Annotated in this window: 23 protein-coding genes and 3 tRNA genes; 18 read left to right on the forward strand and 8 right to left on the reverse strand. The window is 68.0% G+C overall.

Annotated features, from left to right (window positions below):
- Window positions 1-230 precede the first annotated feature (230 nt).
- Entirely contained in the window at window positions 231-668 is a 438-nt protein-coding gene (locus H7F49_RS02945) for a plasmid partitioning protein RepB C-terminal domain-containing protein (protein WP_328806498.1), read from the forward strand.
- A 63-nt stretch (window positions 669-731) separates the two neighbouring features.
- On the opposite strand, the gene H7F49_RS02950 is transcribed toward H7F49_RS02945, so the two are convergent.
- The 4 genes from H7F49_RS02950 to H7F49_RS02965 form a co-directional block, all read right to left on the reverse strand.
- Window positions 732-1,076, reverse strand: a complete 345-nt coding sequence (locus H7F49_RS02950) for a helix-turn-helix domain-containing protein (RefSeq protein ID WP_185682070.1) — start codon at window positions 1,074-1,076, stop codon at window positions 732-734.
- Entirely contained in the window at window positions 1,069-1,428 is a 360-nt protein-coding gene (locus H7F49_RS02955; protein ID WP_185682071.1) for a type II toxin-antitoxin system RelE/ParE family toxin, read from the reverse strand. Before H7F49_RS02955 ends, H7F49_RS02950 begins: the two co-directional genes overlap by 8 nt.
- A gap of 41 nt (window positions 1,429-1,469) precedes the next feature.
- On the reverse strand, window positions 1,470-2,708 hold the full coding sequence (locus H7F49_RS02960) for a tyrosine-type recombinase/integrase (RefSeq protein ID WP_185682072.1): 1,239 nt from the start codon (window positions 2,706-2,708) through the stop codon (window positions 1,470-1,472).
- Between the two features lie 359 nt (window positions 2,709-3,067).
- A complete protein-coding gene (locus tag H7F49_RS02965; RefSeq protein ID WP_185682073.1) occupies window positions 3,068-5,539 on the reverse strand; it encodes a zinc-dependent metalloprotease in 2,472 nt (823 codons plus the stop codon).
- 345 nt (window positions 5,540-5,884) lie between these two features.
- Between H7F49_RS02965 and H7F49_RS02970 the strand changes: the two genes are divergently transcribed.
- Window positions 5,885-6,823 carry an NAD(P)H-dependent flavin oxidoreductase gene (locus tag H7F49_RS02970; protein WP_185682074.1) on the forward strand — a complete coding sequence of 313 codons (939 nt, stop codon included), beginning with the start codon at window positions 5,885-5,887 and terminating at the stop codon, window positions 6,821-6,823.
- A 28-nt stretch (window positions 6,824-6,851) separates the two neighbouring features.
- Window positions 6,852-7,490: a flavin reductase family protein gene (locus H7F49_RS02975; RefSeq protein ID WP_185682075.1), complete on the forward strand. Its 639-nt coding sequence runs from the start codon at window positions 6,852-6,854 to the stop codon at window positions 7,488-7,490.
- On the opposite strand, the gene H7F49_RS02980 is transcribed toward H7F49_RS02975, so the two are convergent.
- Window positions 7,478-8,263 carry a crotonase/enoyl-CoA hydratase family protein gene (locus H7F49_RS02980; protein WP_185682076.1) on the reverse strand — a complete coding sequence of 262 codons (786 nt, stop codon included), beginning with the start codon at window positions 8,261-8,263 and terminating at the stop codon, window positions 7,478-7,480. The two genes, H7F49_RS02975 and H7F49_RS02980, sit on opposite strands and share 13 nt — an antisense overlap.
- 128 nt (window positions 8,264-8,391) lie before the next feature.
- On the opposite strand from H7F49_RS02980, the gene H7F49_RS02985 reads away from it, so the two are divergent.
- The 5 genes from H7F49_RS02985 (at window position 8,392) to accC (ending at window position 12,484) form a co-directional block, all read left to right on the forward strand.
- A complete protein-coding gene (locus H7F49_RS02985) occupies window positions 8,392-9,492 on the forward strand; it encodes an NADH:flavin oxidoreductase (RefSeq protein ID WP_185682077.1) in 1,101 nt (366 codons plus the stop codon).
- 77 nt (window positions 9,493-9,569) lie between these two features.
- Complete coding sequence (locus H7F49_RS02990; RefSeq protein ID WP_185682078.1) at window positions 9,570-9,983, forward strand: holin family protein; 414 nt, start codon at window positions 9,570-9,572, stop codon at window positions 9,981-9,983.
- Window positions 9,984-10,096: 113 nt separating this feature from the next.
- Window positions 10,097-10,531, forward strand: a complete 435-nt coding sequence (gene aroQ, locus H7F49_RS02995) for a type II 3-dehydroquinate dehydratase (protein ID WP_185682079.1) — start codon at window positions 10,097-10,099, stop codon at window positions 10,529-10,531.
- A 116-nt stretch (window positions 10,532-10,647) separates the two neighbouring features.
- Complete coding sequence (gene accB / locus H7F49_RS03000; protein WP_235981680.1) at window positions 10,648-11,130, forward strand: acetyl-CoA carboxylase biotin carboxyl carrier protein; 483 nt, start codon at window positions 10,648-10,650, stop codon at window positions 11,128-11,130.
- 4 nt (window positions 11,131-11,134) lie between these two features.
- Window positions 11,135-12,484: an acetyl-CoA carboxylase biotin carboxylase subunit gene (gene accC / locus H7F49_RS03005; RefSeq protein WP_185682080.1), complete on the forward strand. Its 1,350-nt coding sequence runs from the start codon at window positions 11,135-11,137 to the stop codon at window positions 12,482-12,484.
- Between the two features lie 90 nt (window positions 12,485-12,574).
- On the opposite strand, the gene H7F49_RS03010 is transcribed toward accC, so the two are convergent.
- Window positions 12,575-13,042: an Lrp/AsnC family transcriptional regulator gene (locus tag H7F49_RS03010; RefSeq protein WP_185682081.1), complete on the reverse strand. Its 468-nt coding sequence runs from the start codon at window positions 13,040-13,042 to the stop codon at window positions 12,575-12,577.
- A 273-nt stretch (window positions 13,043-13,315) separates the two neighbouring features.
- Between H7F49_RS03010 and H7F49_RS03015 the strand changes: the two genes are divergently transcribed.
- The 4 genes from H7F49_RS03015 to H7F49_RS03030 all read left to right on the forward strand — a co-directional run bounded on the left by H7F49_RS03015 (window position 13,316) and on the right by H7F49_RS03030 (window position 16,410).
- Window positions 13,316-15,154 (forward strand): sensor histidine kinase, encoded by a 1,839-nt coding sequence (locus tag H7F49_RS03015; RefSeq protein WP_185682082.1) that lies wholly within the window; start codon window positions 13,316-13,318, stop codon window positions 15,152-15,154.
- A 21-nt stretch (window positions 15,155-15,175) separates the two neighbouring features.
- Window positions 15,176-16,180, forward strand: coding sequence for a polysaccharide deacetylase family protein (locus H7F49_RS03020; protein WP_214647615.1), 1,005 nt, complete (start codon window positions 15,176-15,178; stop codon window positions 16,178-16,180).
- A gap of 49 nt (window positions 16,181-16,229) precedes the next feature.
- A tRNA-Ile gene (locus H7F49_RS03025) sits at window positions 16,230-16,305 on the forward strand.
- A 28-nt stretch (window positions 16,306-16,333) separates the two neighbouring features.
- Window positions 16,334-16,410, forward strand: a tRNA-Pro gene (locus H7F49_RS03030).
- Window positions 16,411-16,468: 58 nt separating this feature from the next.
- Here the strand turns inward: H7F49_RS03030 and H7F49_RS19855 are convergent.
- Window positions 16,469-17,236, reverse strand: a complete 768-nt coding sequence (locus tag H7F49_RS19855) for a LytTR family DNA-binding domain-containing protein (RefSeq protein ID WP_185682083.1) — start codon at window positions 17,234-17,236, stop codon at window positions 16,469-16,471.
- A 121-nt stretch (window positions 17,237-17,357) separates the two neighbouring features.
- Between H7F49_RS19855 and H7F49_RS03040 the strand changes: the two genes are divergently transcribed.
- A complete protein-coding gene (locus H7F49_RS03040; protein WP_185682084.1) occupies window positions 17,358-17,873 on the forward strand; it encodes a DUF2306 domain-containing protein in 516 nt (171 codons plus the stop codon).
- 30 nt (window positions 17,874-17,903) lie between these two features.
- Here the strand turns inward: H7F49_RS03040 and H7F49_RS03045 are convergent, their stop codons facing one another.
- Entirely contained in the window at window positions 17,904-18,536 is a 633-nt protein-coding gene (locus tag H7F49_RS03045; protein ID WP_185682085.1) for a DUF938 domain-containing protein, read from the reverse strand.
- Between the two features lie 95 nt (window positions 18,537-18,631).
- On the opposite strand from H7F49_RS03045, the gene H7F49_RS03050 reads away from it, so the two are divergent.
- The 5 genes from H7F49_RS03050 (at window position 18,632) to H7F49_RS03070 (ending at window position 24,428) form a co-directional block, all read left to right on the forward strand.
- A tRNA-Val gene (locus tag H7F49_RS03050) sits at window positions 18,632-18,707 on the forward strand.
- A gap of 130 nt (window positions 18,708-18,837) precedes the next feature.
- Window positions 18,838-20,517 (forward strand): energy-dependent translational throttle protein EttA, encoded by a 1,680-nt coding sequence (ettA, locus tag H7F49_RS03055; protein ID WP_185682086.1) that lies wholly within the window; start codon window positions 18,838-18,840, stop codon window positions 20,515-20,517.
- Window positions 20,518-20,678: 161 nt separating this feature from the next.
- The gene (locus H7F49_RS03060; protein WP_185682087.1) at window positions 20,679-21,791 is read left to right on the forward strand and encodes an RcnB family protein; all 1,113 of its coding nucleotides are present in this window, start codon (window positions 20,679-20,681) and stop codon (window positions 21,789-21,791) included.
- Between the two features lie 100 nt (window positions 21,792-21,891).
- A complete protein-coding gene (locus tag H7F49_RS03065; RefSeq protein WP_185682088.1) occupies window positions 21,892-22,593 on the forward strand; it encodes a prolyl hydroxylase family protein in 702 nt (233 codons plus the stop codon).
- On the forward strand, window positions 22,584-24,428 hold the full coding sequence (locus H7F49_RS03070; protein WP_185682089.1) for a DUF885 domain-containing protein: 1,845 nt from the start codon (window positions 22,584-22,586) through the stop codon (window positions 24,426-24,428). Before H7F49_RS03065 ends, H7F49_RS03070 begins: the two co-directional genes overlap by 10 nt.
- Window positions 24,429-24,524 lie beyond the last annotated feature (96 nt).

Consider the following 24,524-nt stretch of genomic DNA (forward strand, 5'->3'; position numbering starts at 1 on the left):
CTAAAAAGCCGCGTCACCCCCAAATCGGCATGGTGGTGCGCTGGTGGTGCAGATAGTGCCAAGATGTTCTCATCGCGATGCATCGCAGAGCATCGAATATGGACAGCACGACCTCCCTTTTCCGAATTGAACGGCGGATTGATTCCCCCTACTCCGAGGGGACGGATGCAGGAGCAATTGCCTCTTAGCCCCGCCGAGTTCGTCAAAATCCGGGACGGCTTCATTGCGGAATTTGCGATGAGGTGGCGAAGTTGTTGCAAGACCGGATGGTGCCGCTCAACACCTTTCGCGAGATGAAAAAACTGCGCCCCATGCGGCAGATAGAAGTCGCCGAGACCATGATCGCGATGAACAGGTTTTCATGGCCCTATGCCAAGTCGCTTGTTGCCGCCACGCCGCAGCATCTGTTGACCAGCGAAAAGCGCAAGACCGTGCGCGGCCTCAGCGATGAGCAGATCGAGCACATGGAACGGGAAGCGACAAACATCGACCGCGAGTTCCGCATGATCGAGCAAAGCTACGGCACCGATCATCTCGATTTGGTTCTGGCGACCGGCTACTTGGCCCGCATGACGGAAAACGTGCGCGTGGTTCACCACCTAGCCCGCTTCCATCCGGAACTGTTGGCGGAGTTTCAGCGGATCGTGCAGCTGCGCGAAGCAGCGTAGTCATTCAAACAGCTTGCAACACCCGCAGAATCCGAGCCCTTCGCCAAAGCCGGGCGTCAGATTTCAAGCAGCAAGCGGCGATGCCATCGGCCTCTTCGACGGACGCGCACGAGGCGCGACCGAAATTTTCACGCGGACATCACGGTTGAGCCGGTCGAGAATGCGCATCAGGCGGTCAATGGTGAAGCGGTCGAGCTTGACCTGGCGGATACGCGAAAAATCCGCAGCCGCAATGCCAGTGCGCGCCTCGGCATCCCGCACCGTCAGCTTCTCGTTATCAAGCGTTTTGACGATTTCAGCGGCAAGGATAGCGCGGACCTGACGAAGGTTCGCGTCGGGGACATCGAAATCCGCAAAGACGTTGCCGGAACCACGGACCAGCTCGAAATCGTCATCATGGTCAGCCATCGAGCATCTCCTTCAATCGCTTGATCCGCTCGCGCACGAGGTCGATTTCATGGCGCGGCGTCGAAATTCCTTTGGTCGATTTCTTCTGGAAAGCATGAACCACCCAGATGTCATCGCCCATTTGCAGTGCGTAAACGACGCGAAAGGCGTCACCACGCTCCTTGATCGCCAACTCCCAGACACCTGCCCCAAGTGCGGCGAGCGGCTTGGCGATTTCCGGCGTACCACCATCGGCCACAACCGTCAGGGCATCGAACGCCCGATTCATGGCCCGTTCGGGAAACGCCTCAAAATCCTTCCGCGCCGCCTTAATCCAAGAGATTGTGCGAAGGGTGTTACGCGATTTCGTCATATGTAGTCATATCTGCCAACAAAGTCAATCTAGGATAGCTGTCATGCCGCCGCCGCAAGGGATGTTCGACGATCAAGCACCTCAACCGCCTTCAGCTTATGTTCGGGAGCGAGATGGGCATAGCGCAACGTCATGGCATAGTCGCTATGGCCTAGCAGCTCGCGGACCGTGTTGAGATCAACTCCACCCATCACCAACCGCGATGCAAAGTGATGGCGCATATCGTGCCAGCGGAATGCGCCGATTTCGGCGTCCTTGAGCAATCGACGCCACGAAAAATTCACGCGATCAAACCGCTCCCCGGCTTCATTGAGGAACACCAACCCGTCCGCGTCTTCTGCCTGTGCGCGCCAACCCTGCAAGACCAGAGTAGCCTCCCGGTTTAGCGGGATATGGCGCGTGCGCTTGGATTTGGCCGTTGCCCCTGTCACGGTCAGAATGCGCCGGTCGAGATCGACGTTGGACCACGTGAGATCGAACAATTCACCGCGACGGCAGCCGGTATTGATCGACAGCAGGATCAGCGGCTTCACATGATCGGTGAACATCACCGTTCGCAAGCTGGGGAGCAGGACATAGCCACGTTCACGCCGCCAATGATTGGCGGAATCGCGTTCGGCGCGGCGGCGCTCCTCGCGCGCATCCATTGCTGCGCGAAGCCTCTTCTCTTCGCTGTCGCTGAGGAACCGGACCTTCAGGCAGTCGTCCGTTTTCGACTTCTTGACCTTGGCGAGAGGATTGGCCGAAATCAGTTCCCAATCGACAGCTCGATTGAGCGCTGCCTTGATCGACGAAATATCGCGGTTGATGGTTTCCAGACTGAGGCCTCGCTCAATCTCACTGGCGCGCCACTTCTCGACATCCAGCCCTGTGATTTCATCCAGCCGCTTATTCAGCAATGGCTTGAAAGCCGTCGCCAGCCGCTTGAGGTTCTGCGCGTGCGCCCGCTGATTGGCCTTCGCCCAGATTTTATAGTCGCCATCAAGGAAGTCTTGAAAGGTCGGCACGCCCGGCTTGGGCTTGCGTGCCTCTATTGGATCGATCCCGCGATAAACATCAGCAAGGATCGTGCGGGCGCTCTCACGCGCATCGGCAACGCCGAGCACATCTGCCCGCCCTAGGAAGACCCGCTTCCCACGTCCGTATTCGCAATACCAAGATTTTACGCCCGATGGCATCACTCGCAGCACCAGCCCCTTTAGCCTCGTGTCGCGATGCTCGACTTTGGAAGCCGGAACAGGCAACTTATCGATTGCCATTTGGGTAAGTGCCGCACGCATCGTCCACCGCCTTTGCTTGGTCCGCGAATCATTCTGGTGGTGCGCTGGTGGTGCAACTTGGTGAAACAAGGCGCATCAAAATGGCACCCCGCGCAACGCCTTCAGTGACAAAAAAGTGGCTGATTCCGTAGGGAAAATCAAGAATTATCGGACCAATTGCGTTGCACCGTGAACCCCCAAAAAAAGCGGCTGGGGGTGTGGGGGTCGGAGGTTCGAATCCTCTCGTCCCGACCAAATTTTCCGCTTCATCGCAATCACAACCCGGCGCCCTGCGCCAGGCAGCCGAGCTGCGGGTTCCGGAACCTTTCTCCATTGAACGGAAACGGGGCGATGCCGATCCCACGCCGGCGAACAGGGCCTTAGTCCGCGTCGTCGCCGATCGGCATGCCGGGGGGCACCGCGAGCCCGGCCTTGCCTCCGGTCACCATGGCCATCAGGCCCTCCCGATCCTGCACCAGCCGCGCCGTCGACAGCGCCCAGGCGCGATCAGCCGGATCGGCGAAGCGCCGGCGCGGCTGGGCATCGGCCCAGTCCTGCAGGGCCTGCTGGAGCACCGCCGCCGCCTCGTCCCCGCTGGCGGGCGCCGCTGCGGCCCGGGCCAGCGACAGCACGATCCGCGTTCCCAGTGCGCGCCGGATTGCCCCGAGGCGAGGCTCGACCACCGGCCCGTCGAGCAAGGCCAGCAATCGCCGCGCGATCAGGTCCGGCCCGGGGCTGGCCAGATTGCTCCGGTGCTGGTCGGCCAGCCGGGCCAGGCGTTCCGGCGCCAGCAGCGCGTCGAGTGTCACCTGCGCCGCCACCTGCGCGGCCGACAGCGGGTCGAAAGCGGCGGCCCCGGCCATCGGCATGATCTCGATCTCGGTCTGGCGATCATCGTCGGCCGGGGTTCCCGCCGACAGTTGCGGTACCAGGCCGGCGGGCACTTCGAGCCGAGCCGGGGCCAGGGTGGCCAGCAGCGATTCGAGCGCCCGGCCCTGCTCGGCCGGAGGCACCGGCGCCGCCGCGTCCCGGCCCTCGCCGCTGACCGCATACTGCGAGTAGAGCCCACCCAGCAGCTTGGCCGCCGCCTCCACCTGATAGCGGTGCAGCAGCCAGATGGGGACAAACTTGCGTCGCAGATCGGCCAGAGGCTCTCCGGGCGCCAGGGCCGCCGGGCCGAAGCGCGCAACGGCGGCGGCGCGAACCTGCACCGTCCGGTCGAGCTCCGCCACGGGATCGGCGCCGTCGTCCCACAGGCTGCCCCACGGCTGGCTGGTCGAAACGCTGCGGGCATTCTCGTCGGAAACAAACCGCAGCCCTTCCCGCCGCGCCCGGTCGGCCTTGGCCCGCGCGGCCAGATCGGGATCGCCCGCCGCTGGATCGCCATAGAGCCAGTCGATCGCATGACGATCCCACCGGCCGAGTCCGGCGCCATAGGCATCGGACAGGTCGGGCACGCCATCCTTCAGTCCGATCCTTGGCGCCGGATAGTCCATCACCGAGGCCCGGTCCTGCGTGCTCCCGGCGAAATTGTGCAGCAGGCCAAGGGCATGGCCCACCTCGTGCGCGGCAAGCTGGCGGATCCTGTCGAGCGCCACCTTGGCCGGATCGTTCGGCCCGCCCCGCCCGGTCTTGTCGGCTCCGACCAGCCCTTCGTAGATCAGGATATCCTGACGCACCCGCAGCGACCCGAGCAGGACCGTGCCCTTCAGGATTTCACCGGTGCGCGGATCGGTGATGGCATAGCCGTAGGACCAGCCCCGGGTGGCCCGGTTGACCCAGTTGACCACGTTGTAGCGGATATCGAGCGGATCGACGCCATCGGGCAGGATCTCGACCCGGTAGGCATCGATGAACCCCGCCGCCTCGAAGGCCGCCTTCCACCAGGATGCACCCTCGAGCAGGGCCGTGCGAATCGGTTCGGGCGCGGCGTTGTCGATGTAGAACACGATCGGTTTGCGCACGCGCGATTGCGGGGCTTGCGGATCGAGCCGTTCCAGCCGGAACCGGTTGGCCAGGTTCTGCACGATCTGCCGGCCGAGCGGGGCGGAGAAATCGAGGATCTGGGTTGAAAAGCTGCCGCCGCGCGGATCGAACCGGCGCGGCACATAGCCGCCTTCCGGCAGCGCAATGAAGCTGTGCCGGACCACCAGCGTGACCTGGCGCGAATCCGGAGCGATGTTGCGCACCTCGGGCCCCGGGGTGTCGCTGACGTAGGTCTGGCGGGCCTCGAACTCCAGGTTCTGGGGGAAGGTGCGGACCGCTTGGGGATCGGCCGCGCTCAGGCTATCGACCAGGCGCCAGCCCTTCTCGCCACTGGTGTTGAGCTGGCCCGTGACGTTGCGGGTGTCGCGCGCGAGGAACGGCGCGATGTCCACCAGCAGCCGCCCGTCCGGCGCGTCCAGCGCATCGCCCAGCCAGAGCACCGAGGTGGCGAAGGCATCGGCGGCGGCCGCCTGCTCGGCCGGCGTTCCCCCGGTCGCGCGGAACCGCGGGTTCTCCAGCTCGAAGGCGACCTTCTTGCCCAGGCGACGGATCAGCAGGATCCGGGCCGGGCCTGGCTGGGCCCGGTCGAGCCCGATCGGGGCCGAACCGAGCCCGGTGCGCAGAGCCGTGGCATAGAGCACCCGTGCCACCACGCCATCGCTACCGGCGGCCGGCAGCGAGAGCAGGATGCGACCCGCTGCCTTGTCGACATGGACCGGGAACAGGCCGTCGCGTTTCTCGGTCCCGGCATAGGGACCGGCAGCGCTGGCAGGTGCCGCCGGACCGGCAAGGGCCGCGCCGGAAACCGATAGGGCCGCCAGGCCGAAGGCCAAAGAGCCCAACCCCTGGGCCAGTGTCCGACGCATGCTTTCCCTCCCCGATCTTGGCCGGCCGAGACTAGGCGCCATCCTCCCGCCCGCACAAGCGCCTTTGGGATGGGCGCCCCCGTACCGGCCACCTGGGCGACAAGGCTGTGCGCGAGGCGTTCGGCCGGGGCGGGCCGTCCTCTGCCCAGGCGCCAAGATGGGCGCTTGTTCGCGCCGAACCAATTTGTTAGCCCCCCGGGTCCACGCACCCGACCTGCCGCGCGGCAGGGGTCCCGCGCACGACATCGCCTTCGGAGACCGGCTGGCCGGCCCGCGATCGGCTGTCGTGGCTGGCGGCCCCTGCTCCGTCAGGACCGGGGCATCCCGTTGGGTGAGGTATCCATCATGTCGTTGCCGGCAGTCCTGCAAGGCCGTTTGTCAGTCCCGGTGATCGGGTCTCCGTTGTTCATCATCTCGCAGCCGGACCTGGTCCTGGCGCAATGCCGGGCGGGCGTGGTCGGCTCGTTCCCCTCGCTCAACGCGCGCGCGCCGGGTTTGCTCGAACAATGGTTGCAACGGCTCACCACCGAACTGACCGATGCCGATGCGCCCTTCGCGGTTAACCTGATCGTCCACCGCAGCAATCCCCGGCTGGAAGAGGACCTCGCGCTCTGCGTGAAGTACAAGGTGCCGCTGGTGATCACCTCGCTGGGCGCGCGCGAGGACGTCAACGCGGCCATTCACAGCTATGGCGGGATCGTCCTGCATGACGTGATCGACAACGCCTTCGCCCGCAAGGCCGTGCAGAAGGGCGCCGATGGCCTGATCGCCGTGGCGGCCGGGGCCGGCGGTCACGCGGGGACGCTGTCTCCCTTCGCCCTGGTCCAGGAAATCCGCAGCTGGTTCGACGGCCCGCTGATCCTCTCGGGCTCGATCGCGCATGGCCGCGCCGTGTTGGCCGCGCAGGCGATGGGCGCGGATCTGGCCTATGTCGGTTCGGCCTTCATCGCCACGCACGAGGCCGTGGCCGATGAGGCCTACAAGCAGATGCTGGTCGATTGCTCGGCGGCCGACATCCTCTATTCGAACCTCTTCACCGGGGTTCACGGCAATTACCTGCGCCCCTCGATCGAGCGCGCCGGGCTTGATCCGGCCAACCTGCCGGAATCCGATCCGTCCAAGATGAACTTCGCCGAGTTTTCCGACGGCAAGAAGGCCTGGAAGGACATCTGGGGCTGCGGCCAGGGCATCGGCGCGGTTGAATCCGTGGTGAGCGCGGGCGAGCTCGTTGCCCGTCTCCAGCGCGAATATACCGAGGCGCGCGCCGCGCTTTGCGGCAGCTGAGCCGGGCGCGGCACCCGTGGAGTTCACCATGGCCGAGCTCGCCCCGCGCGAGCGCTACAAGCTGGTGGTGTCAACCGTGGTGCCGCGCCCGATCGCCTGGGTCACCACGGTCGACCGGGCGGGTGTGGTCAATGCCGCGCCCTACAGCTTCTTCAACGCGATGGGGGACGATCCGCCGCTGCTGGTCCTCGGGCTGATGAAGGACGGCGCGACCGGCGGCGACAAGGACACGGCGACCAACATTTTCGCCACCGGCGAATTCGTGGTGAACCTGGTCTGCGAGGCCGATGCCGGGCGCATGGTCGAGACCAGCGCGCCGGTCCCGCGGGGACAGAGCGAGGTGGACTATGCCGGCCTGACCACCGCCCCATCCAGCCGGGTCAAGCCGCCCCGCATCGCCACCGCGCCGGTCAGCTTCGAGTGTGTGCGCCGCGAGATGCTGGAGATCGGCCCCGGTCAGGTGATCGCCGTGGGCGAGATCGTGGTGGCGCACGTGGCCGATGCCTTCGTCACCGATCCGCAGCGGCTGCACCTCGACACCGCCGCCATGGGCCTGATCGCGCGGATGCACGGCGCCGATACCTATCTGCGCAGCACCGACCGGTTCCACCTGGCCCGCCCAGCGTTCGATCCCGCGCGGCTCGGGCCAGGGGATCAGTCGCGATAGCGCGGCGCGCGGCCCTCGGCCGCGGCGCGCAGGGCCTCGCGGTGATTGTCCGAACGCATCAGGGTCTGCTGTTCACGCGCTTCCGCCAGCAGGACGGCGGCATCTGCGGTTTCCCAGGGCAGGTTGCAGAGCCGCTTGGCCGCGCGGACCGCGTCCGGGCTGGAGGCCGCGATCCGCGTCGCCAGTTCCATCGCCTGCCCCAGGGGATCGGCCGACAGATGGGTGGCGAGGCCGATTGCCAGCGCCTCATCGGCTTTCACCCGACGCCCGGTGAAGATCAGTTCGCGCAGGAGATCGTCCCGAACGAGCCCGCGGGCGAGGGCGAACCCGGCCATGTCGGGCACGATGCCCCAGCGGATCTCCATCATCGAAACCTCGGCATCCGGAGCCAGGATACGGATGTCGGCCCCCAGCATGATCTGGCACCCCGCCCCGAAAGCGTAACCGTGCACCACCGCGATCACCGGCATCGGCAGTTGCCGCCAGCCCCAGCAGACATGCTGGAACAGGTTGGCCTCGCCATGGGTCCGCTCGGCCAGGTCGTTCAGCCCGGGCAGTCCGGCCAGGCTCTGCAGGTCAACCCCGCCGCAGAACGCCCTGCCCTCGCCCGAGAGGACCACGCAGCGGACATCGGTGCGCCCGGCCAGATCGTCGATGGTTGCCGCGATCGCATGAAACTGCGCCTCGTCCACGGCGTTGAGCTTGTCCGGGCGGTTGAGTCTGACCTCCGCGATCCCGTCGCGCACGGTCATCACCACCCTGTCGTCGCTCATTCCTGCTCTCCCTGATTGCCGGCCGGTCCAGCCTAAGCGAATGCCCGGCCAATGCAACGCGGGGCTTGCGGGTGGGCCATGCTTGCCGGACAGAGCCCGCCAAACACCGAAGCCTTGCGAGTCCCGCCATGTCCGACCGGCCAACCGCCCCAAGCTCTCCCTCGTCCCTCGCCGCGCCCTTGAGCCTGGCGCGGGGTCCGGCCCTGGCCAACCGGATCGTGCTGGCCCCGCTGACCAACAAGCAGAGCCATGCGGACGGGACGCTGAGCCCGGTGGAGCAGGACTGGCTGGTCCGCCGGGCGCAGGGAGGCTTCGCGCTGACCATGACCTGTGCCACCTATGTCAGCCCGGCCGGCAAGGCCTGGCATGGCCAGATCGGGCTGTGTTCCGATGCGCAGGTCCCGGGCCTTGCCGGACTGGCCCGCAGCATCCGCGCCGCCGGCAGCGTCAGCGCGGTCCAGTTGCACCACGGCGGACGCCGCGCCAGCGAAAGCGGGCGGGAGCCGGTCTGCGCCTGGGACGATGCGGAAACCGGTGCCCGCGCCATGACCACCGCCGAGGTCGAACAGGTGATCGAGGACTTCGCGGTTGCGGCGCTGCGAGCCGAGCGGGCCGGCTTCGACGGGGTCGAGCTGCACGGCGCCCACGGCTATCTGATCGGCCAGTTCCTGGATGCGGATCACAACCACCGCCAGGACGGCTATGGCGGGTCCTTCGCCAACCGCTCGCGCCTGCTGTTCACGATCATCGATCAGGTCCGCCAGCGGTGCCGGGCCGATTTCCAGATCGGCCTACGGCTTTCGCCCGAGCGTTACGGCATCCCCCTGGACGAGGCCCTGGCCACCGCCGAGCGGGCCATGACCGGCGGACAGATCGACTATCTCGACATGTCGCTATGGGACTGCTTCAAGCACCCCGATACGCCCGGATACGGTTCGGCGCGCCTGATCGACCTGTTCGCCCGCCTGCCGCGCGGAGCGTGCCGACTGGGGGTGGCGGGCAAGATCCAGGATGCCGTCACGGCGCAGGCCTGCCTCGATGCCGGGGCCGATTTCGCGATGGTCGGCCGCGGCGCGATCCTCCACCACGATTTCGCGCGCCGGGCGATCGCTGATCCCGGTTTCGCGATGATGGAACGCCCCGTCTCCCGGGCGCACTTGCGGGCGGAAGGTCTGGGCGAGGCCTTCATCGCCTATCTCGCCGGCTGGGGGGATTTCGTGGCGGACTGAGGATCGCCGGAGGGGTCATTTTCCTACCCAGCCCGATCGCGCTAGATGGGCGGGTCTTCCCAGCACAGGAGGACTCCATGGCCATCTTCGACACGCTGCTCAGCCCGATCAGCGCCATTCTCGACAAGGTGATTCCCGATCCCCGGGCGCGCGACGCCGCCAAGCTCGAACTGCTGCGACTGCAGGGCACGCAGGAGCTTGACCTGCTGCGGACCCAGCTTTCGGCGATTGTGGCCGAGGCGGGCGCGGCCGATCCCTGGACCAGCCGGGCGCGCCCCAGCTTTCTTTACGTGATGTACGTGCTGATCCTGCTGTCGGTGCCGATGGGAGTGGTCGCGGCCTTCCGACCGGAGATGGCCGATGCCATCGGCCGGGGCATGACCGCTTATCTCAACGGATTGCCTGAACCGCTCTACGCGCTCTTCGGCACGGGTTATCTGGGCTACACCGCCGCGCGGCAGTGGGGCAAGGTGCGCGGCACCGACCGCTGAGCCCGGCCACCGGCTTGGCTATCAGCCGGGCCGTCAGCCGGGCCGCCGGCCACCCTTGCACTGGCGTCCCGGCCGGCTAAGACGGGGCGCCAGTGCCATTCCGGGGGGAAGCCATGTCCGATCTCGTCTACGTGCTCAACGGGCCCAACCTCAACCTGCTGGGAACCCGCGAGCCGACGATCTACGGATCGACCACGCTCGGCGCGATCAATGGCATGCTGGCCAGCCGTGCGGGCGAACTGGGGCTGCGGGTCCAGTGCCACCAGTCCAACCATGAAGGCGTGCTGGTCGACTGGATCCATGAGGCGCATGGCAAGGCCGCCCGGGCGATCCTGCTCAATGCCGGCGCCTATACCCACACCAGCGTCGCCCTGCTCGATGCGATCAAGGCCGTGACCGTGCCGGTGATCGAGGTCCACCTGTCGAACCCTCACACGCGCGAACCCTTCCGCCACACCAGCTACATCGGACAGGCCGCGCGGGGCACCATCGCCGGCTTCGGGGCCCGCAGCTATCTGCTCGCGCTCGAGGCCGCGGCCGGTCTTTGAGCCCGGAGCGGCGACCCGTTCCTGCCCCCGGCGGAGGATAAACCGTCGCTTTGGCCTTGCCAGCCCCCTTGCGGCGGGCCTACGGGGGCGCCAACAGCAGAAAACGGAAGGTTCGAATGGGCGATACCCCGGGCGCAGGCCGTAACGGCAAGATGAACATCGACAGCACGCTCGTCCGCGAGCTGGCCGAACTTTTGGCCGACACCGGGCTGTCCGAGATCGAGGTGGAGGATGGCGAGCGCAAGATCCGCGTCGCCCGCCAGTTCGTCGCAGCAGCGCCGACCGCCGTCGCCATGCCCGCGGCCCCTGCCGCCGCACCGGCTGCCGCTCCTGCGGCGGCTCCGGCCGCGCCGGCCCCGGCGCCGGTCGATGCGGTGAAGTCCCCGATGGTCGGCACCGCCTACCTCGCTCCCGAACCGGGCGCGGCGAACTTCATCGCGGTCGGCGCCACGGTGAAGGCAGGCCAGACGCTGCTGATCGTCGAGGCGATGAAGGTGATGAACCCGATCACCGCCCCGAAGGCCGGCACGGTCAGCGCGATCCTGATCGAAAACGGGCAGCCGGTCGAATTCGACCAGCCGCTGGTGGTGATCGGCTGACGCCATGGCCATCCGCCGGCTGCTGATCGCCAACCGGGGCGAAATCGCCCTGCGTATCCACCGCGCCGCTCACGAGATGGGCATCGAAACGGTGGCGGTCCATTCCACCGCAGACGCCGATGCCATGCACGTGCGGCTGGCCGACCACGCGGTCTGCATCGGGCCGCCGACGGCCCGCGATTCCTACCTGAACATCGCGGCGATCATTTCCGCAGCGGAAATCACCCACGCCGACGCGATCCACCCGGGCTATGGCTTCCTTTCGGAGAATGCCCAGTTCGCCGAGATCGTCGAAGCGCACGGCATCACCTGGATCGGCCCCAAGCCGGAACACATCCGGACGATGGGCGACAAGATCGAGGCCAAGCGCACGGCCGGTGCCCTGGGCCTGCCGCTGGTTCCCGGTTCGGACGGCGCGGTGTCGGACATCACCGAAGCCCGCGCGATTGCCGAGGCGGCCGGCTATCCGGTGATCATCAAGGCTGCCTCGGGCGGCGGCGGGCGCGGCATGAAGGTGTGCACCGGCCCCGACGAGCTCGAGAGCCTGATCCAGCAGGCCGGTAGCGAGGCCAAGGCCGCGTTCGGCGATGCCACGGTCTATATCGAGAAGTACCTCGGCAATCCCCGCCACATCGAATTCCAGATCTTCGGTGACGGCAAGGGCAATGCGATCCACCTTGGCGAACGCGATTGCTCGCTGCAACGCCGCCACCAGAAGGTGCTTGAGGAAGCGCCGTCTCCGGTGATCTCCGCGACCGAGCGCGAGCGGATGGGTGGAATCGTCGCCAAGGCCATGGCCGACATGGGCTATCGCGGTGCCGGCACGATCGAGTTCCTGTGGGAAAACGGCAAGTTCTACTTCATCGAGATGAACACCCGCCTGCAGGTCGAGCATCCGGTGACCGAGGCGATCACCGGGCTGGACCTGGTGCGTGAGCAGATCCGCATCGCCGATGGCCTGCCGCTGTCGGTCAAGCAGGAGGACATCGAGTTCAAGGGGCACGCCATCGAGTGCCGGATCAATGCCGAGGACCCGTGGACCTTTGCCCCGTCGCCCGGCGAGGTGAAGAGCTACCATGCCGCCGGCGGCATGCATGTCCGGGTCGATTCCGGGCTCTATGCCGGATACCGGATCCCGCCCTACTACGATTCGATGATCGCCAAGGTGATCGTCTACGGGCGCACCCGCGAAGGCTGCATCATGCGCCTGCGCCGCGCGCTGGAGGAAATGGTGATCGACGGTCCCAAGACCTCGATCCCGCTGCACCAAGCCCTGCTCCGCGAACCCGATGTGCTGAGCGGGGACTACACGATCAAGTGGCTGGAAAACTGGCTCGCCAAGCGCGCCGGATAAGCGTTGCCCGGCTAAGCGCCGCCCGGATAAACGCCGCATGGTCCAGGGCCGGGCCCGGGACCATGCCCAGCGCGCCGCAGGGCAGCGGCCTCAAACGTCCATCGGAACGCCCGGCACCTGCTTGGCCGTGCGGATCGTCAGCGAGGTCTTGACGCTGGCCACGTTGGGCGCCGGGGTCAGCTTGCTGGTCAGGAACTCCTGGAAGCTCTGCAGGTCCTTGCTGACGATTTTGAGGATGAAGTCGATCTCGCCGTTGAGCATGTGGCATTCGCGCACTTCGGGCAGGCCCTTCATGTGCTCCTCGAACTGCCGCAGCGATTCCTCGGCCTGGCTCTTGAGTGAAACCAGCGCGAACACGGTGATCGTGTAACCCAGCTTGGCGGCGTCCAGCTCCGCATGATAGCCGCGGATCACCCCGGACTCCTCGAGCGCGCGGACCCGGCGCAGGCAGGGCGGCGCGGTCAATCCGACCCGCTGGGCCAGATCGACATTGGTCATCCTGCCATCGTCCTGCAATTCGGCCAGCAAGCGCCGGTCGATCTGGTCCAGGTTCGCCATTCCCACCCCACGTCTCTGCAATCAAATGTGCCCCAGGCACCCGTGCTGGCAACCTCTTGGCAGCTTGGCGGCAGCATGCAACAATTTTGTTGTGTGGGCGCGCAACGATGGTCCCCCCGGCGGAAACTTTAGCGCGGCGTTTAGTTTTCCACCGAAACCGCGCCGGTTTGGAACAGGTGGTCGCGTCGGGCCTTCCGGTTTGGTTTCAGAATGCTAAGTCCCCCATTGCGGGGAAATGGCGTGAGGGCGCCGCCCTGCCGGTCGGGAGTAACCATGCACATCGATGATCGCCTGGCTACGGTGCTTGCCGTCAGCGCCACGGGCGACAACCAGATTCGTGTGCAGTTCCGGCAACTGGTCGACCTGCTGGGAACCATGCCAACGACCGCGCTGGGCGCCGCCGCCGATCCCGCCGTGGACCGCGCGATGCTGCGTCTGGGCGAACTGTCGCGGCGGATTCCGCCGGCCGAACGGGCCGCCGCGCTCGATCGGTCGGGCGTGCGCCTGCGCAACGCCCGGCTCGTCGCCGAACTCGCCTGCGATCATCCCACGGTCGCCGAAACCGCGATCCGCATGGCCCGGCTGAGCGAAGAGCAATGGCTCGACATTCTCCCCACTCTGCCGCCGCGCGTCCGGGGCCTGCTGCGGCAGCGCCGCGATCTGGGCACGGCGGTGATCCAGCGGCTGGACCAGCTTGGCGCCTCCGGTCCCGGTCTGCCTGCTCCGCCCCTGACCGAGACCGCTGCTGCGCCCCAGAGCGAGGAGCCGCCTGCGGTGCCAGTGACCGTGGACGACCAGGGGGGCAAGGTGCTCCCTCTGCGCGCGCGCACCGAACCGCAGTCCCCAGCGCCCCCTGCCGCGCCCCCGGCCGCCCCTCTGCCCGCCCCCCTGCCCGCTGCCGCGACGCTGGGCTCTGCGGAAGCGGAGACCGCGCGCCCTACGCCATCCGAAGGCGCGGCCCGGGACGGGATCGGCGCCATCGTGCGACGGATCGAGGCCTTCCGGCGCACCCGCGAGGCCACCCGTCCTGCCGCCAACGACGCCCCGTTCCTGCCACTGGTCGAGGAGGGCGATCCGGCCCGGTTGCAGGCCTTTGCCTTCGCCTGCGATTCCTCGGGGCGGATCGTCTGGACGGATGCGTCGCTGGCCGGGATGATCGTGGGCCTGCTGCTCCCCCTGGCGGAACGGTCCTCCAGCCAGCTCGCCAGTGCCTTCCGCCGCCGCCTGCCGGTTCGCGCCACGCCGGTCGAGCTGGACGGTCCTGCCGCGATCGCCGGGCCCTGGCTGCTCGATGCCGCGCCAGAGTTCGATGGCGAGGGACGCTGCACCGGCTACACCGGCAAGTTCCGCCGCCCCTCGCCGGTCGTCGCCGCCCAGCCGGCCAATCCCGAAGCGGTCCGCGTGCGCCAGGTCCTGCATGAACTGCGGACTCCGGTGAATGCGATCCAGGGTTTTGCCGAGCTGATCCATCAGCAACTGGTCGGCCCGGTGCCGCACGGTTACCGCGCGCTGGCGGCCGGGATTGCCGCGGACGCCGCGCAGATGCTCGCCGGCTTCGAGGAGCTGGAGCGGCTGGCGCGGCTGGACAGTGGGGCCATGGCGCCGGAGCCCGGCGAAGCCGATCTGGGCGGGCTGGTCGAGGCCCTGATTGCCCAGCTCGCTCCCTTCACCGGTCCGCGGCAGAGCGGCTTCACGCTGGCCACCACCCCGGCCGATTGCCGCGTCGGCCTCGGCCACGCCGATGCGGAGCGGCTCGGTTGGCGTCTGCTCGCCACCCTGGCCGGAGCGGCCCGTCCGGGAGAGCGGCTGTCGGCGCTGCTGCAGAGCCGGGACGGGACGGTCACCCTCACCCTTGGCCTGCCCGAGGCCCTCGCCGCCCTGCCCGATCCGTTCGAAGGCCATGCGCCCCTGTCCGGGCAGAGCCTGTCCGGCGGCCTGTTCGGTGGAGGCTTCGCCCTGCGCCTCGCCGCCGCCGAGGCGCGGTCCGCCGGCGGCAGCCTGACCCTGCGCGACCGGCACGTGATCCTGGCCCTGCCTGCCCCCCGCGCGGAACGGTTGACCGCGCCTGATCCCCTTCCTAACCCTGTCCAGGGGGTCTCCGGCATCGGCTAGGCTCGTCCAGGGGGGTAACGTTTGTCGACTGGCCGCATCACCGATCCACCCTCGTCCGAGGCCTTCGTGGCTTTCCCGGACGGGTTCGGCTCGCGGTTCATCGTGACGGTCGACACCGAGGAGGAGTTCGACTGGACCGCGCCGTTCTCGGCCGAAGGGTTCACCCTTGATGCCGTGCCAGAACTCGGCACCTTCCAGCGGTTCTGCGAGGAATACGGGGTCTGCCCGCTGTACCTGATCGACTACCCGATCGCCACCTCGCCGGTCGCGGCCGAGGTGCTGGGCGAGGCCGTCCGCGCCGGTCGGGCCGATGTCGGCATCCAGTTGCACCCCTGGGTCAACCCGCCGCACGACGAGGCGATCAGCACGCACAACAGCTTTGCCGGGAACCTGCCCGAACCGCTCGAACGATCCAAGCTGGCGGTCCTGCGCGACGTGATCGAGCGGAACTTCGGCCGGGCGCCGCGCGTGTACCGGGCCGGTCGCTATGGCGTGGGACCTGCCACCGCGCCGATCCTGCTCGACCACGGCATCGCGATCGACACCTCGGTCCGGGCCCGTTTCGATTACAGCTCGGGCGGCGGACAGAACTTCCGCGACCTGCCGGTCCGCCCGTGGTGGGTCGGCGCGCCCGGCCGGCTGATGGAACTGCCCCTGACCACGGTGTTCTGGGGCCTGCTGCGCCGGTATGGGCCGATCCTCTATCCCAAGCTGTGGCGCGCCCCGCGGCTGCGCGGCCTGCTGTCGCGCCTGGGCCTGCTCGAACGCATTCCGCTCACCCCGGAAGGCGCCAGCGCGGTCGAGGCGATCCGCGGCATCGACATGGCCCTGCGCGAAGGGGTGCCGGTGCTGGTCTTTTCCTTCCACAGCCCGTCGCTGCAGGCCGGCCACACGCCCTATGTCCGCAACGCAGCCGATCTGGCTGCCCTCTACGACTGGTGGCGCACGGTCTTCGCCGAGCTGGCGCGGCGCGGGGTCCGCCCGACCTCCGTGGCCGAGATCATGGCCGCGGCCCGGCTTGCCTAACGCGCCCAGTCCGGCTACCGCTCGCCCCGTCGGTCGATGGCTGGATCGGGGGCTCGTAGCTCAGCGGTTAGAGCTAGCCGCTCATAACGGCTTGGTCGCGGGTTCGAATCCTGCCGGGCCTACCACCGTCCGCCTGCCGACGGACACCCCGGTCGGGGAGTAGCGCAGCCTGGTAGCGCATCTGCTTTGGGAGCAGAGGGTCGCAGGTTCGAATCCTGTCTCCCCGACCAATTGTCCGCCCCTTGGACTTCGTCCAGGCGCGGTATCTCCCGGTTCTTGCCTTGGTTATCAGCGGCGGGCGGGGAGCCAGCCGCGGGCCTTGACGCTGGCGAGGTGGCTCTCGCTGACCGGCAGGGTCGTACCGTCCGCCAGGCAGAGCAGCCAACGGCGGCCTTCGCGCCGCGCGCCGATCACCGCGTCCGCTGCGATCCAGGCACTGCGGTGAACCTGGCAGCCGTCATGCTGGGCGAGCTCGGCCAGCGCGTCGCCAAAGCGGAACAGCACCAGCAGTCGCCGGCCATCGCGCAGATGCAGCCGCAGGTAATGGTCCTCGGCGGTAACCGCCTGCAGATCGGCCAGATCGGGAAAACCGGCCTTGCTCGCAAGCAGGCCCGGCCCGGCTGGGGGAGCCTTGGCCACGGGAGCGATCGGCGGGGGTGACAAGGCCGCCACGAGCAGCGCGATCCCGGCGGAAATCGTCAGCGCGGAGAGATAGAGCCCCGCCCAGGGCAAGGCCTTCGCCTGACCGATCGCGCGGTACATCAGGTCGATTTCCAGCGGCAGGGTGGCGTTGAGCAACAGCGCGCCCGACGCCGCGACCAGCAAGGCGCCCCTTCGGCTCTGGACCCGAGACCCGGTCCAGCCATACCACAACCACCACTTCAGGCTGTTCCACCCGACCAGCACCAGCCAGAAGACCAAGCGGCTGGGCAGGGCCAGGTCGAGCGTCCCGAACGGCCCGGTCAACACTGCGGCCAGAATCGCGAAAAGGGTGCAGGCGATCTGCGGCCGCAACGGCGGCGCGGCGGCGGGGTCAAGGCGCAGGGGCGAATTCACGAAGCGTCAATCCGGCAGGAACGGGGTTGGCGAATGGAGTGGAAGCTTAGGCGAAATGGGCCTTGAGGCAAGGCATCACAGCTCGGCACGGAGCGGGTCCCGACAAACGAAAGGACCCAAGATGTTTGCCGACATGCCGCCGCTGCTGCTTGCCCATCTGGCCGCCGCCCTGCTGGCCCTGCCCCTGGGGCTGTACCAGGTCGTTGCCCCGCAAGGCACGCCGGGCCATGCCCTGACCGGGCGGATCTATGTTCCGGCCATGCTGGTGTGCAACCTTTCGGCACTGGCAACGTTCGTGCCTGGCAGTGCCCGCACCATGGCCATGCTTCCCTTCCACATTCTCGCGCTGGTCAGCCTCTATTCGCTGGCCTCCGGAATGCTGGCACTGCGGCGCTGGCTGCGCGACCGGCGGCCGGACGACCTGAAGACCCACAAGATCCAGATGGCTTACAGCTGGCTGGGGCTGCTGATGGCGGGGGTCAGCCAGTTCCTGGTCAACGACCGTTACGGGATCGCGCCCGACTTTGAACCGATCCGTTTCTGGAGCAGCTTCGCCGCGATCAACCTGGCGCTGTATATCACTGGGAGCTGGTGGATCTTCAGCCGGTTGCTCAAGCGTCAGGACCCGGTGCGTTGACTGCTGCCGGGACCGCTGAGGACCCGGCGTTCAGCCGGCACCCGAGGCCAGGTCGCCGCGCCGGAACACCACCGACAGGTTGTTCGCCGGCATCTCGACGATCCGGTCCAGCGTGAAGCCGGCGTGCCCGGCCGCGGCGACCACCTCGTCCAGCTCGCGCAGGCCCCAGCGGGGGTCACGCTCGCGCAGATCGGCGTCGAAGGCGGCGTTGCCGGGCGCCAGGGGCACGCCGGTCTGGCGGTAGGGGCCGTAGAGATAGAGCACGCCCCCCGGCGGCAGGATCCGGGCCGCGCCGCGCAGCAGCCCCAGCGTGGCGGCCCATGGACTGATGTGGACCATGTTGATGCAGACCACGGCCGCAGCCGACACTTCGGGCCAGGTGGCGGCTGCAGCGTCGAGGGCCAGGGGCGCCCACACGTTGCCGAGCCCCTCGGCCCGGCGCCAGGCCTCGATCGAAGCACAGGCCTCGGGCGAAGGGTCGGACGGCTGCCAGGTCAGTGCGGGGAGGTGCCGGGCGAAATGGACCGCGTGCTCGCCGGTCCCGCTGGCCACCTCCAGCACCGTGCCGTGATCGGGCAGGACCTGGCGGAGCACGACCAGGATCGGGTCGCGGTTGCGCGCGACGGCGGGGGCGGAGCGGCGATCGTCGCAAGGGCTGGCCATGGCCTGCCCCTAGCAGCGCCGCCCGGCGCCGGCCACAGCCACCTTGACGCTCTGGCCAATCAGCCATAGGCGCGGGGCTCGGGCCACACCGGTCCGGGCGCTTAGCTCAGTTGGTAGAGCATCTCGTTTACACCGAGAGGGTCGGCGGTTCGAGCCCGTCAGCGCCCACCAGTTCCGGAACAGCCCCGCCCCGCCTCGGCCGTGCCCCCCACCACTCGCCCCTTCGCCGCGCTTGCGGGCGACTGGCCTGCCCTGTAGAGGCACGGCCAACCTTCCTCCCATCTTCCCCAGAGGACCCCCGATGGCCGCCCAGTACGCCTATGTCATGAAGGGCATGACCAAGACCTTCCCCGGTGCGCAGAAGCCGGTGCTGAACAACATCAACCTGCAGTTCTACCAAGGCGCCAAGATCGGCATCGTCGGCCCCAACGGCGCGGGCAAGTCGACGCTGATGAAGATCATGGGCGGGATCGACACCGATTTCACCGGCGAGGCCTGGCCGGGCGAGAACATCACGGTCGGCTACCTCCCGCAGGAACCCGAGCTCGACAAGAGCAAGACCGTGCTGGAGAACGTGAAGGACGGCGCCCGCGCCACGGCCGATCTGGTCGACCGCTTCAACGAGATCTCGAACATCATGGCCGATCCGCCGGAGGACGTCGATTTCGACGCGCTGATGGAAGAGATGGGCGACCTCCAGGGCAAGATCGACGCGGTCGACGGCTGGACGCTCGACAACCAGCTCGAGATCGCGATGGAGGCCCTGCGCTGCCCCCCGGGCGACTGGTCGGTCGAGAACCTGTCCGGCGGTGAGAAGCGCCGCATCGCGCTGACCCGCCTGCTGATCCAGAAGCCCGACATCCTGCTGCTGGACGAACCGACCAACCACCTCGACGCGGAAAGCGTGCTGTGGCTGGAAAACCACCTCAAGGAATATGCCGGCGCGGTGCTGATGATCACCCACGACCGCTACTTCCTGGACAACGTGGTGGGCTGGATCCTCGAGCTCGATCGCGGGAAGTACTTCCCCTACGAGGGCAACTATTCGACTTACCTGGAAAAGAAGGCCAAGCGGCTGGAGCAGGAGGACCGCGAGGAAAGCGGCAAGCAGAAGGCCCTGCAGCGCGAGCTGGAGTGGATCCGCCAGACCCCGGCCGCCCGCCAGACCAAGTCCAAGGCGCGTATCCGCAAGTTCGAGGAGCTGCAGAACGCCCAGGACAGCCGTCCCGTCGGCAAGGCCCAGATCGTCATCCAGGTGCCCGAGCGCCTGGGCGGCAAGGTGATCGAGGTGAAGAACGTCTCGAAGGCCTATGGCGACAAGCTGCTGTTCGAGGACCTGTCGTTCACCCTGCCGCCGGGCGGGATCGTCGGCGTGATCGGGCCCAACGGCGCGGGCAAGTCGACCCTGTTCAAGATCATCACCGGCAAGGAGACCCCGGACACCGGTTCGATCGAGATCGGTTCGACCGTGCACCTGGGTTACGTCGACCAGAGCCGTGACCACCTCGATCCCAAGAAGAACGTCTGGGAAGAGATTTCCGACGGGCTCGACTACATGAAGGTCAACGGGCAGGACATGTCGACCCGGGCCTATGCCGGTGCCTTCAACTTCAAGGGTCCGGACCAGCAGAAGAACGTCGGCAAGCTGTCGGGCGGTGAGCGCAACCGCGTGCACATGGCCAAGATGCTGAAGCTGGGCGGCAACGTCCTGCTGCTCGACGAACCGACCAACGACCTCGACGTCGAGACCCTGGCCGCGCTGGAAGACGCGATCGAGAACTTCGCTGGCTGCGCCGTGGTGATCAGCCACGACCGCTTCTTCCTCGACCGTCTGGCCACGCACATCCTGGCGTTCGAGGGCAACAGCCACGTCGAATGGTTCGAAGGCAACTTCGCCGCCTATGAGGAAGACAAGCGCCGCCGCCTGGGCGATGCCGCCGACCGGCCGACCGCGCTGGCCTACAAGAAGCTGACCCGTTGAGCTGGCGGCGGGGCTGTCCCGGACGGCCCCGCTGACAGCAAGACGCCGGCGAACCTGAACGGCAGGCCATCAGGCCAGTTCAGATTGGCGACAGCGGAGGCCTGCTAGCCCCGGACCGTGGACGCTGTCGCTGGTGTGGCGTCCCGGAATGGAGAACGGCCATGGCCGCAGGTGTCTGGACGAATACCCGCAATCTGTCGGCGCTGCTGGGCGGGGCTGCGGCCCTGATCTCGGGCGCGCCGGCCCTGGCTTTGCAGTCGGTCGATCCCGACATCGCGCAGATCGAAGGTCCGGACCGGGCCGGGCCGCGCCCCGCCATGGAACGCGGCTGGCGCGACCGGGATGGCGATGGGGCACCCATGCGCCGCGCCGCGCCGCCCCCCGCCGCGCCCCGAGCACCGTCGGCCGAGATGCGCCCGCCGGTCATGGCCGTGCCCCCGCCCATGCCGGCCTCCGGGCCCGGCGGTGGGGGCGATCGGCCGAGCTGGCGCGGTCCCTCGCAGAGCTGGGGCCAGACGGCGAGCCCGCCGCCCCCGCCCCCGCCCCCTGCGGCTCCGGGCGGGTTCGACCGCGGACGCAATGGTCCGCGCGGCGATAACCGCGGCTCCTGGTCCACACCCCGGGAGCAGGGTTGGAATGGGCAGGGCTGGAACGGACGGAACGGCCCGGACCGGCGTGACGGCGATGGCCGCCCCGGCGGAAACTGGAACGGCGGCAACCCCGGGCGCCCCGACAGCCCCGCCCCGGGCTGGAACGGCAATGCCGACCGCAACCGCGACAATGACCGGCGCTGGGACAATGACCGTCGCCGTGACAACGACCGCCGTTGGGATGACAACCGGCGCTGGGACAACAGCCCGAACTGGAACCGGGGCCCGAACGGGAACCGCGGGCCGAGCTGGAACGGCAACCGGGCACCCGACTGGAGTTCGCGCCGCGACACCTGGTCAAGCCGTGGCGACCGCGCCTGGGATCGGCGCTGGCGCGAGGATCGCCGCTACGACTGGCGCGGGTGGCGCAGCAGCCACCGCGAGATCTATCGGCTGAACCGCTACTTCCCGCCCTATCGCAATTATGTCTATCGCCGGCTGGGGATCGGGTTCTTCCTCGACAACGGGTTCTTCGGCGCCAGCTACTGGATCGGCGACCCCTGGATGTACCGCCTTCCGCCGGTCTGGGGCCCCTATCGGTGGGTGCGCTACTATGACGATGCGCTGATGGTGAACATCTACACGGGCGAAGTGGTCGACGTGCTCTACGACGTCTTCTGGTGAGCGGGACCGGGGCCGGTGCAGCATCGGCCCCGGTCTTTTTGCATCCCGCCTGCCCGTCCCCCTTGCCCCCTGCGTCGGCTGGGCTAGCGTGGTCCACACGATGAGCTATGCCCCGGGCGTACAAGACGATGGCACCCAGGCCCCCGGCCCCCTCGCGGATCGGGCCGCCCTGGAGCGCTGCGGCGAGGCGGTCCGCGCCCGCCTGACCGCCGATCCCACGGCGTACCGGCTGCCGACCGACCAGGCCGAGATTTTCGCCTTCGGGGAGTTCCTGTCCCCGGCCGAATGCGAGCGGATGATCGGGCTGGTCGATGCCACCGCCCAGCCCTCGATCGTCTATGACGAGCCCCGCCAGTCGGATTTCCGCACCAGCTATTCCGGCGATGTCGATCGTGACGATCCCTTCGTCCGGATGATCGAGCGGCGCATCGATGACCTGCTGGGGCTGGAGGCGAGCTGGGGCGAGGCGATCCAGGGGCAGCGCTATCACCCCGGGCAGCAGTTCATGGCCCATTACGACTGGTTCTGGACCCGCGCCGCCTACTGGCCGGCCGAAGCCGCGCGGGGCGGACAGCGGGCCTGGACCGCCATGGCCTATCTCAACGATGTCGAGGAAGGCGGTCAAACCCAGTTCACCCGGCTGGGCCTGTCGGTCGCGCCGCAGCGCGGGGCGCTGCTGGTGTGGAACAATGCCACGCCGGACGGGGCCCCCAATTTCGCGACCATGCATGCCGCCCTGCCGGTGGTGCGCGGGGTCAAGTACGTCATCACCAAATGGTATCGGACACGCAAATGGGGTTGAAGCGCAGCACGGCGATCACGACGGCGGGCGCAGTCTGGCTGGCGGCCGCGATCTGCGTTCCGCCGGTTCTGGCGGCTCCGGCGCACGAACGCCCGGCAGCAGCGCGACCCCAGGCCAGTGCCGATCAGCGGCTGATGGCGCTGTTCGCCGACGACGCCCGGCGCAGCGAGGCACTGCAGCCGTTCGAGCAGATCATGCGCGGCGAGCCGGTCGATCCGCAACTGCTCGCGCTGGTCTTCACCGACACGCTCAGCCGCCGCCAGCTCGCCTCGGTCCGGCAGAGCCTCGCCGCGCTCGCCCGGATCGACCGGGCCGCGCTCTCGCCCGAGCGGCAGATTTCCTACGATGCCTTCGCGCTGGCCCGACGCACCGATCTGGAATGGCTGCTGCCCGACGTGCGCCCGCTGGTGGCGGTCCGGCCGATGAACCACTTCGACGGGCTCCAGACCGGCTTCCCCGCGCTGATGGCCGCGGGCGCCGCACTGCGCTACCAGACCCGGGCCGATTACCGGTCCAACCTGGCGCTGCAGGGATCGATCGCGCCGGTGTTCGACCAGGCCATCCTGCGCTTCCGCGAGGGCATGGCGACCGGGGTGGTCGAATCCAAGCTGACCGTCCGCAACATGATCGGCCAGATCGATGCGCTGCTCGCCCAGCCGATCGAGCAATCGCCCTTCACCTCGCCGGTCGCCGCCTTCCCCGCGACCGTTCCGGAGGCCGATCGCCCCGCGCTGCGCCAGGCCTATCTGGCGATGGCGCGCGACACGGTCTATCCCGCCTACCGCCGCCTGCGCGCGTTCCTTGCCGACGAATACCTGCCCGTCGCCCGCGACAGCGTCGGGCTCGGCCAGATGAAGGGCGGCGCCGATCTCTATCGGCGGCTCATCAAGGCGCAGACCACTCTGGCGCTCGATCCCGAGGCGGTCCACCAACTGGGCCTCGGCGAGGTGGCGCGCATCCAGCGGGACATGGCCGAGGTGCAGCGGCGCCTGGGCTTCTCCGGACCGCTGCGCGGGTTCTTCGACACGATCCGCACCGATCCGCGCTTCCATCCCAAGACCCGCGAGGAGCTGGCCCAGGGCTTTGCCGAAGTGGCCAGGCAGGTCGACGCCCTGGTGCCCCAGTACTTCAGCCGCGTGCCGAAGACCCGGCTCGAGATCCAGCCTTATCCGGCCTACCGCGAGAAGTACGAGGCCGGGGGCAGCTACAACCAGGGCAGCGCCGATGCCAGCCGGCCGGGCGTGTTCTTCTACAACGCCTATGACCTGCCGAGCCGGTTCCTGACCGGGATCACCACGCTGTACCTGCACGAAGGCGCGCCCGGGCACCATTTCCAGATCAGCCTGGCGCAGGAGGATACGTCCCTGCCCGACTTCCAGCGCTTCGGCGGCAACAATGCCTATGTCGAAGGCTGGGCGCTTTATGCCGAGACGCTGGGCTATCCCATGGGCTTCTACCAGGACCCGATGCAGCATTGGGGCACGCTTGACGACGAGATGCTGCGGGCCATGCGTCTGGTCGTCGATACCGGGCTCCATGCCAAGGGCTGGAGCCGCGAACAGGCGATCGACTACATGCTCAGCAATTCGGGCATGGGGCGGACCGACGCCACCGCCGAGGTCGAGCGCTACATCGCCATCCCCGGGCAGGCGCTGAGCTACAAGATCGGCGCCCTCACCATCCTGCGCCTGCGCGACAAGGCCCGGACGGCCCTGGGAGAGCGCTTCGACATCCGCGCCTTCCACGAACAGGTGCTGGGATCGGGAGCCTTGCCGCTGCCGGTGCTGGAAGCCAAGATCGATCGCTGGATCGCGGCGCAGGGTCCGGCGAGGTAAGCCCACGGCGATGGTATCGCATCATCGGGTCGGGTAGGACAGCCCGGCCGAGCAGTTCCTCCGCGAGGGCTGCGGGCGAGGTGTCAAGCTGCACCC

The sequence above is a fragment of the Novosphingobium aerophilum genome (genome assembly GCF_014230305.1).
GTDB classification, from domain to species: domain Bacteria; phylum Pseudomonadota; class Alphaproteobacteria; order Sphingomonadales; family Sphingomonadaceae; genus Novosphingobium; species Novosphingobium aerophilum.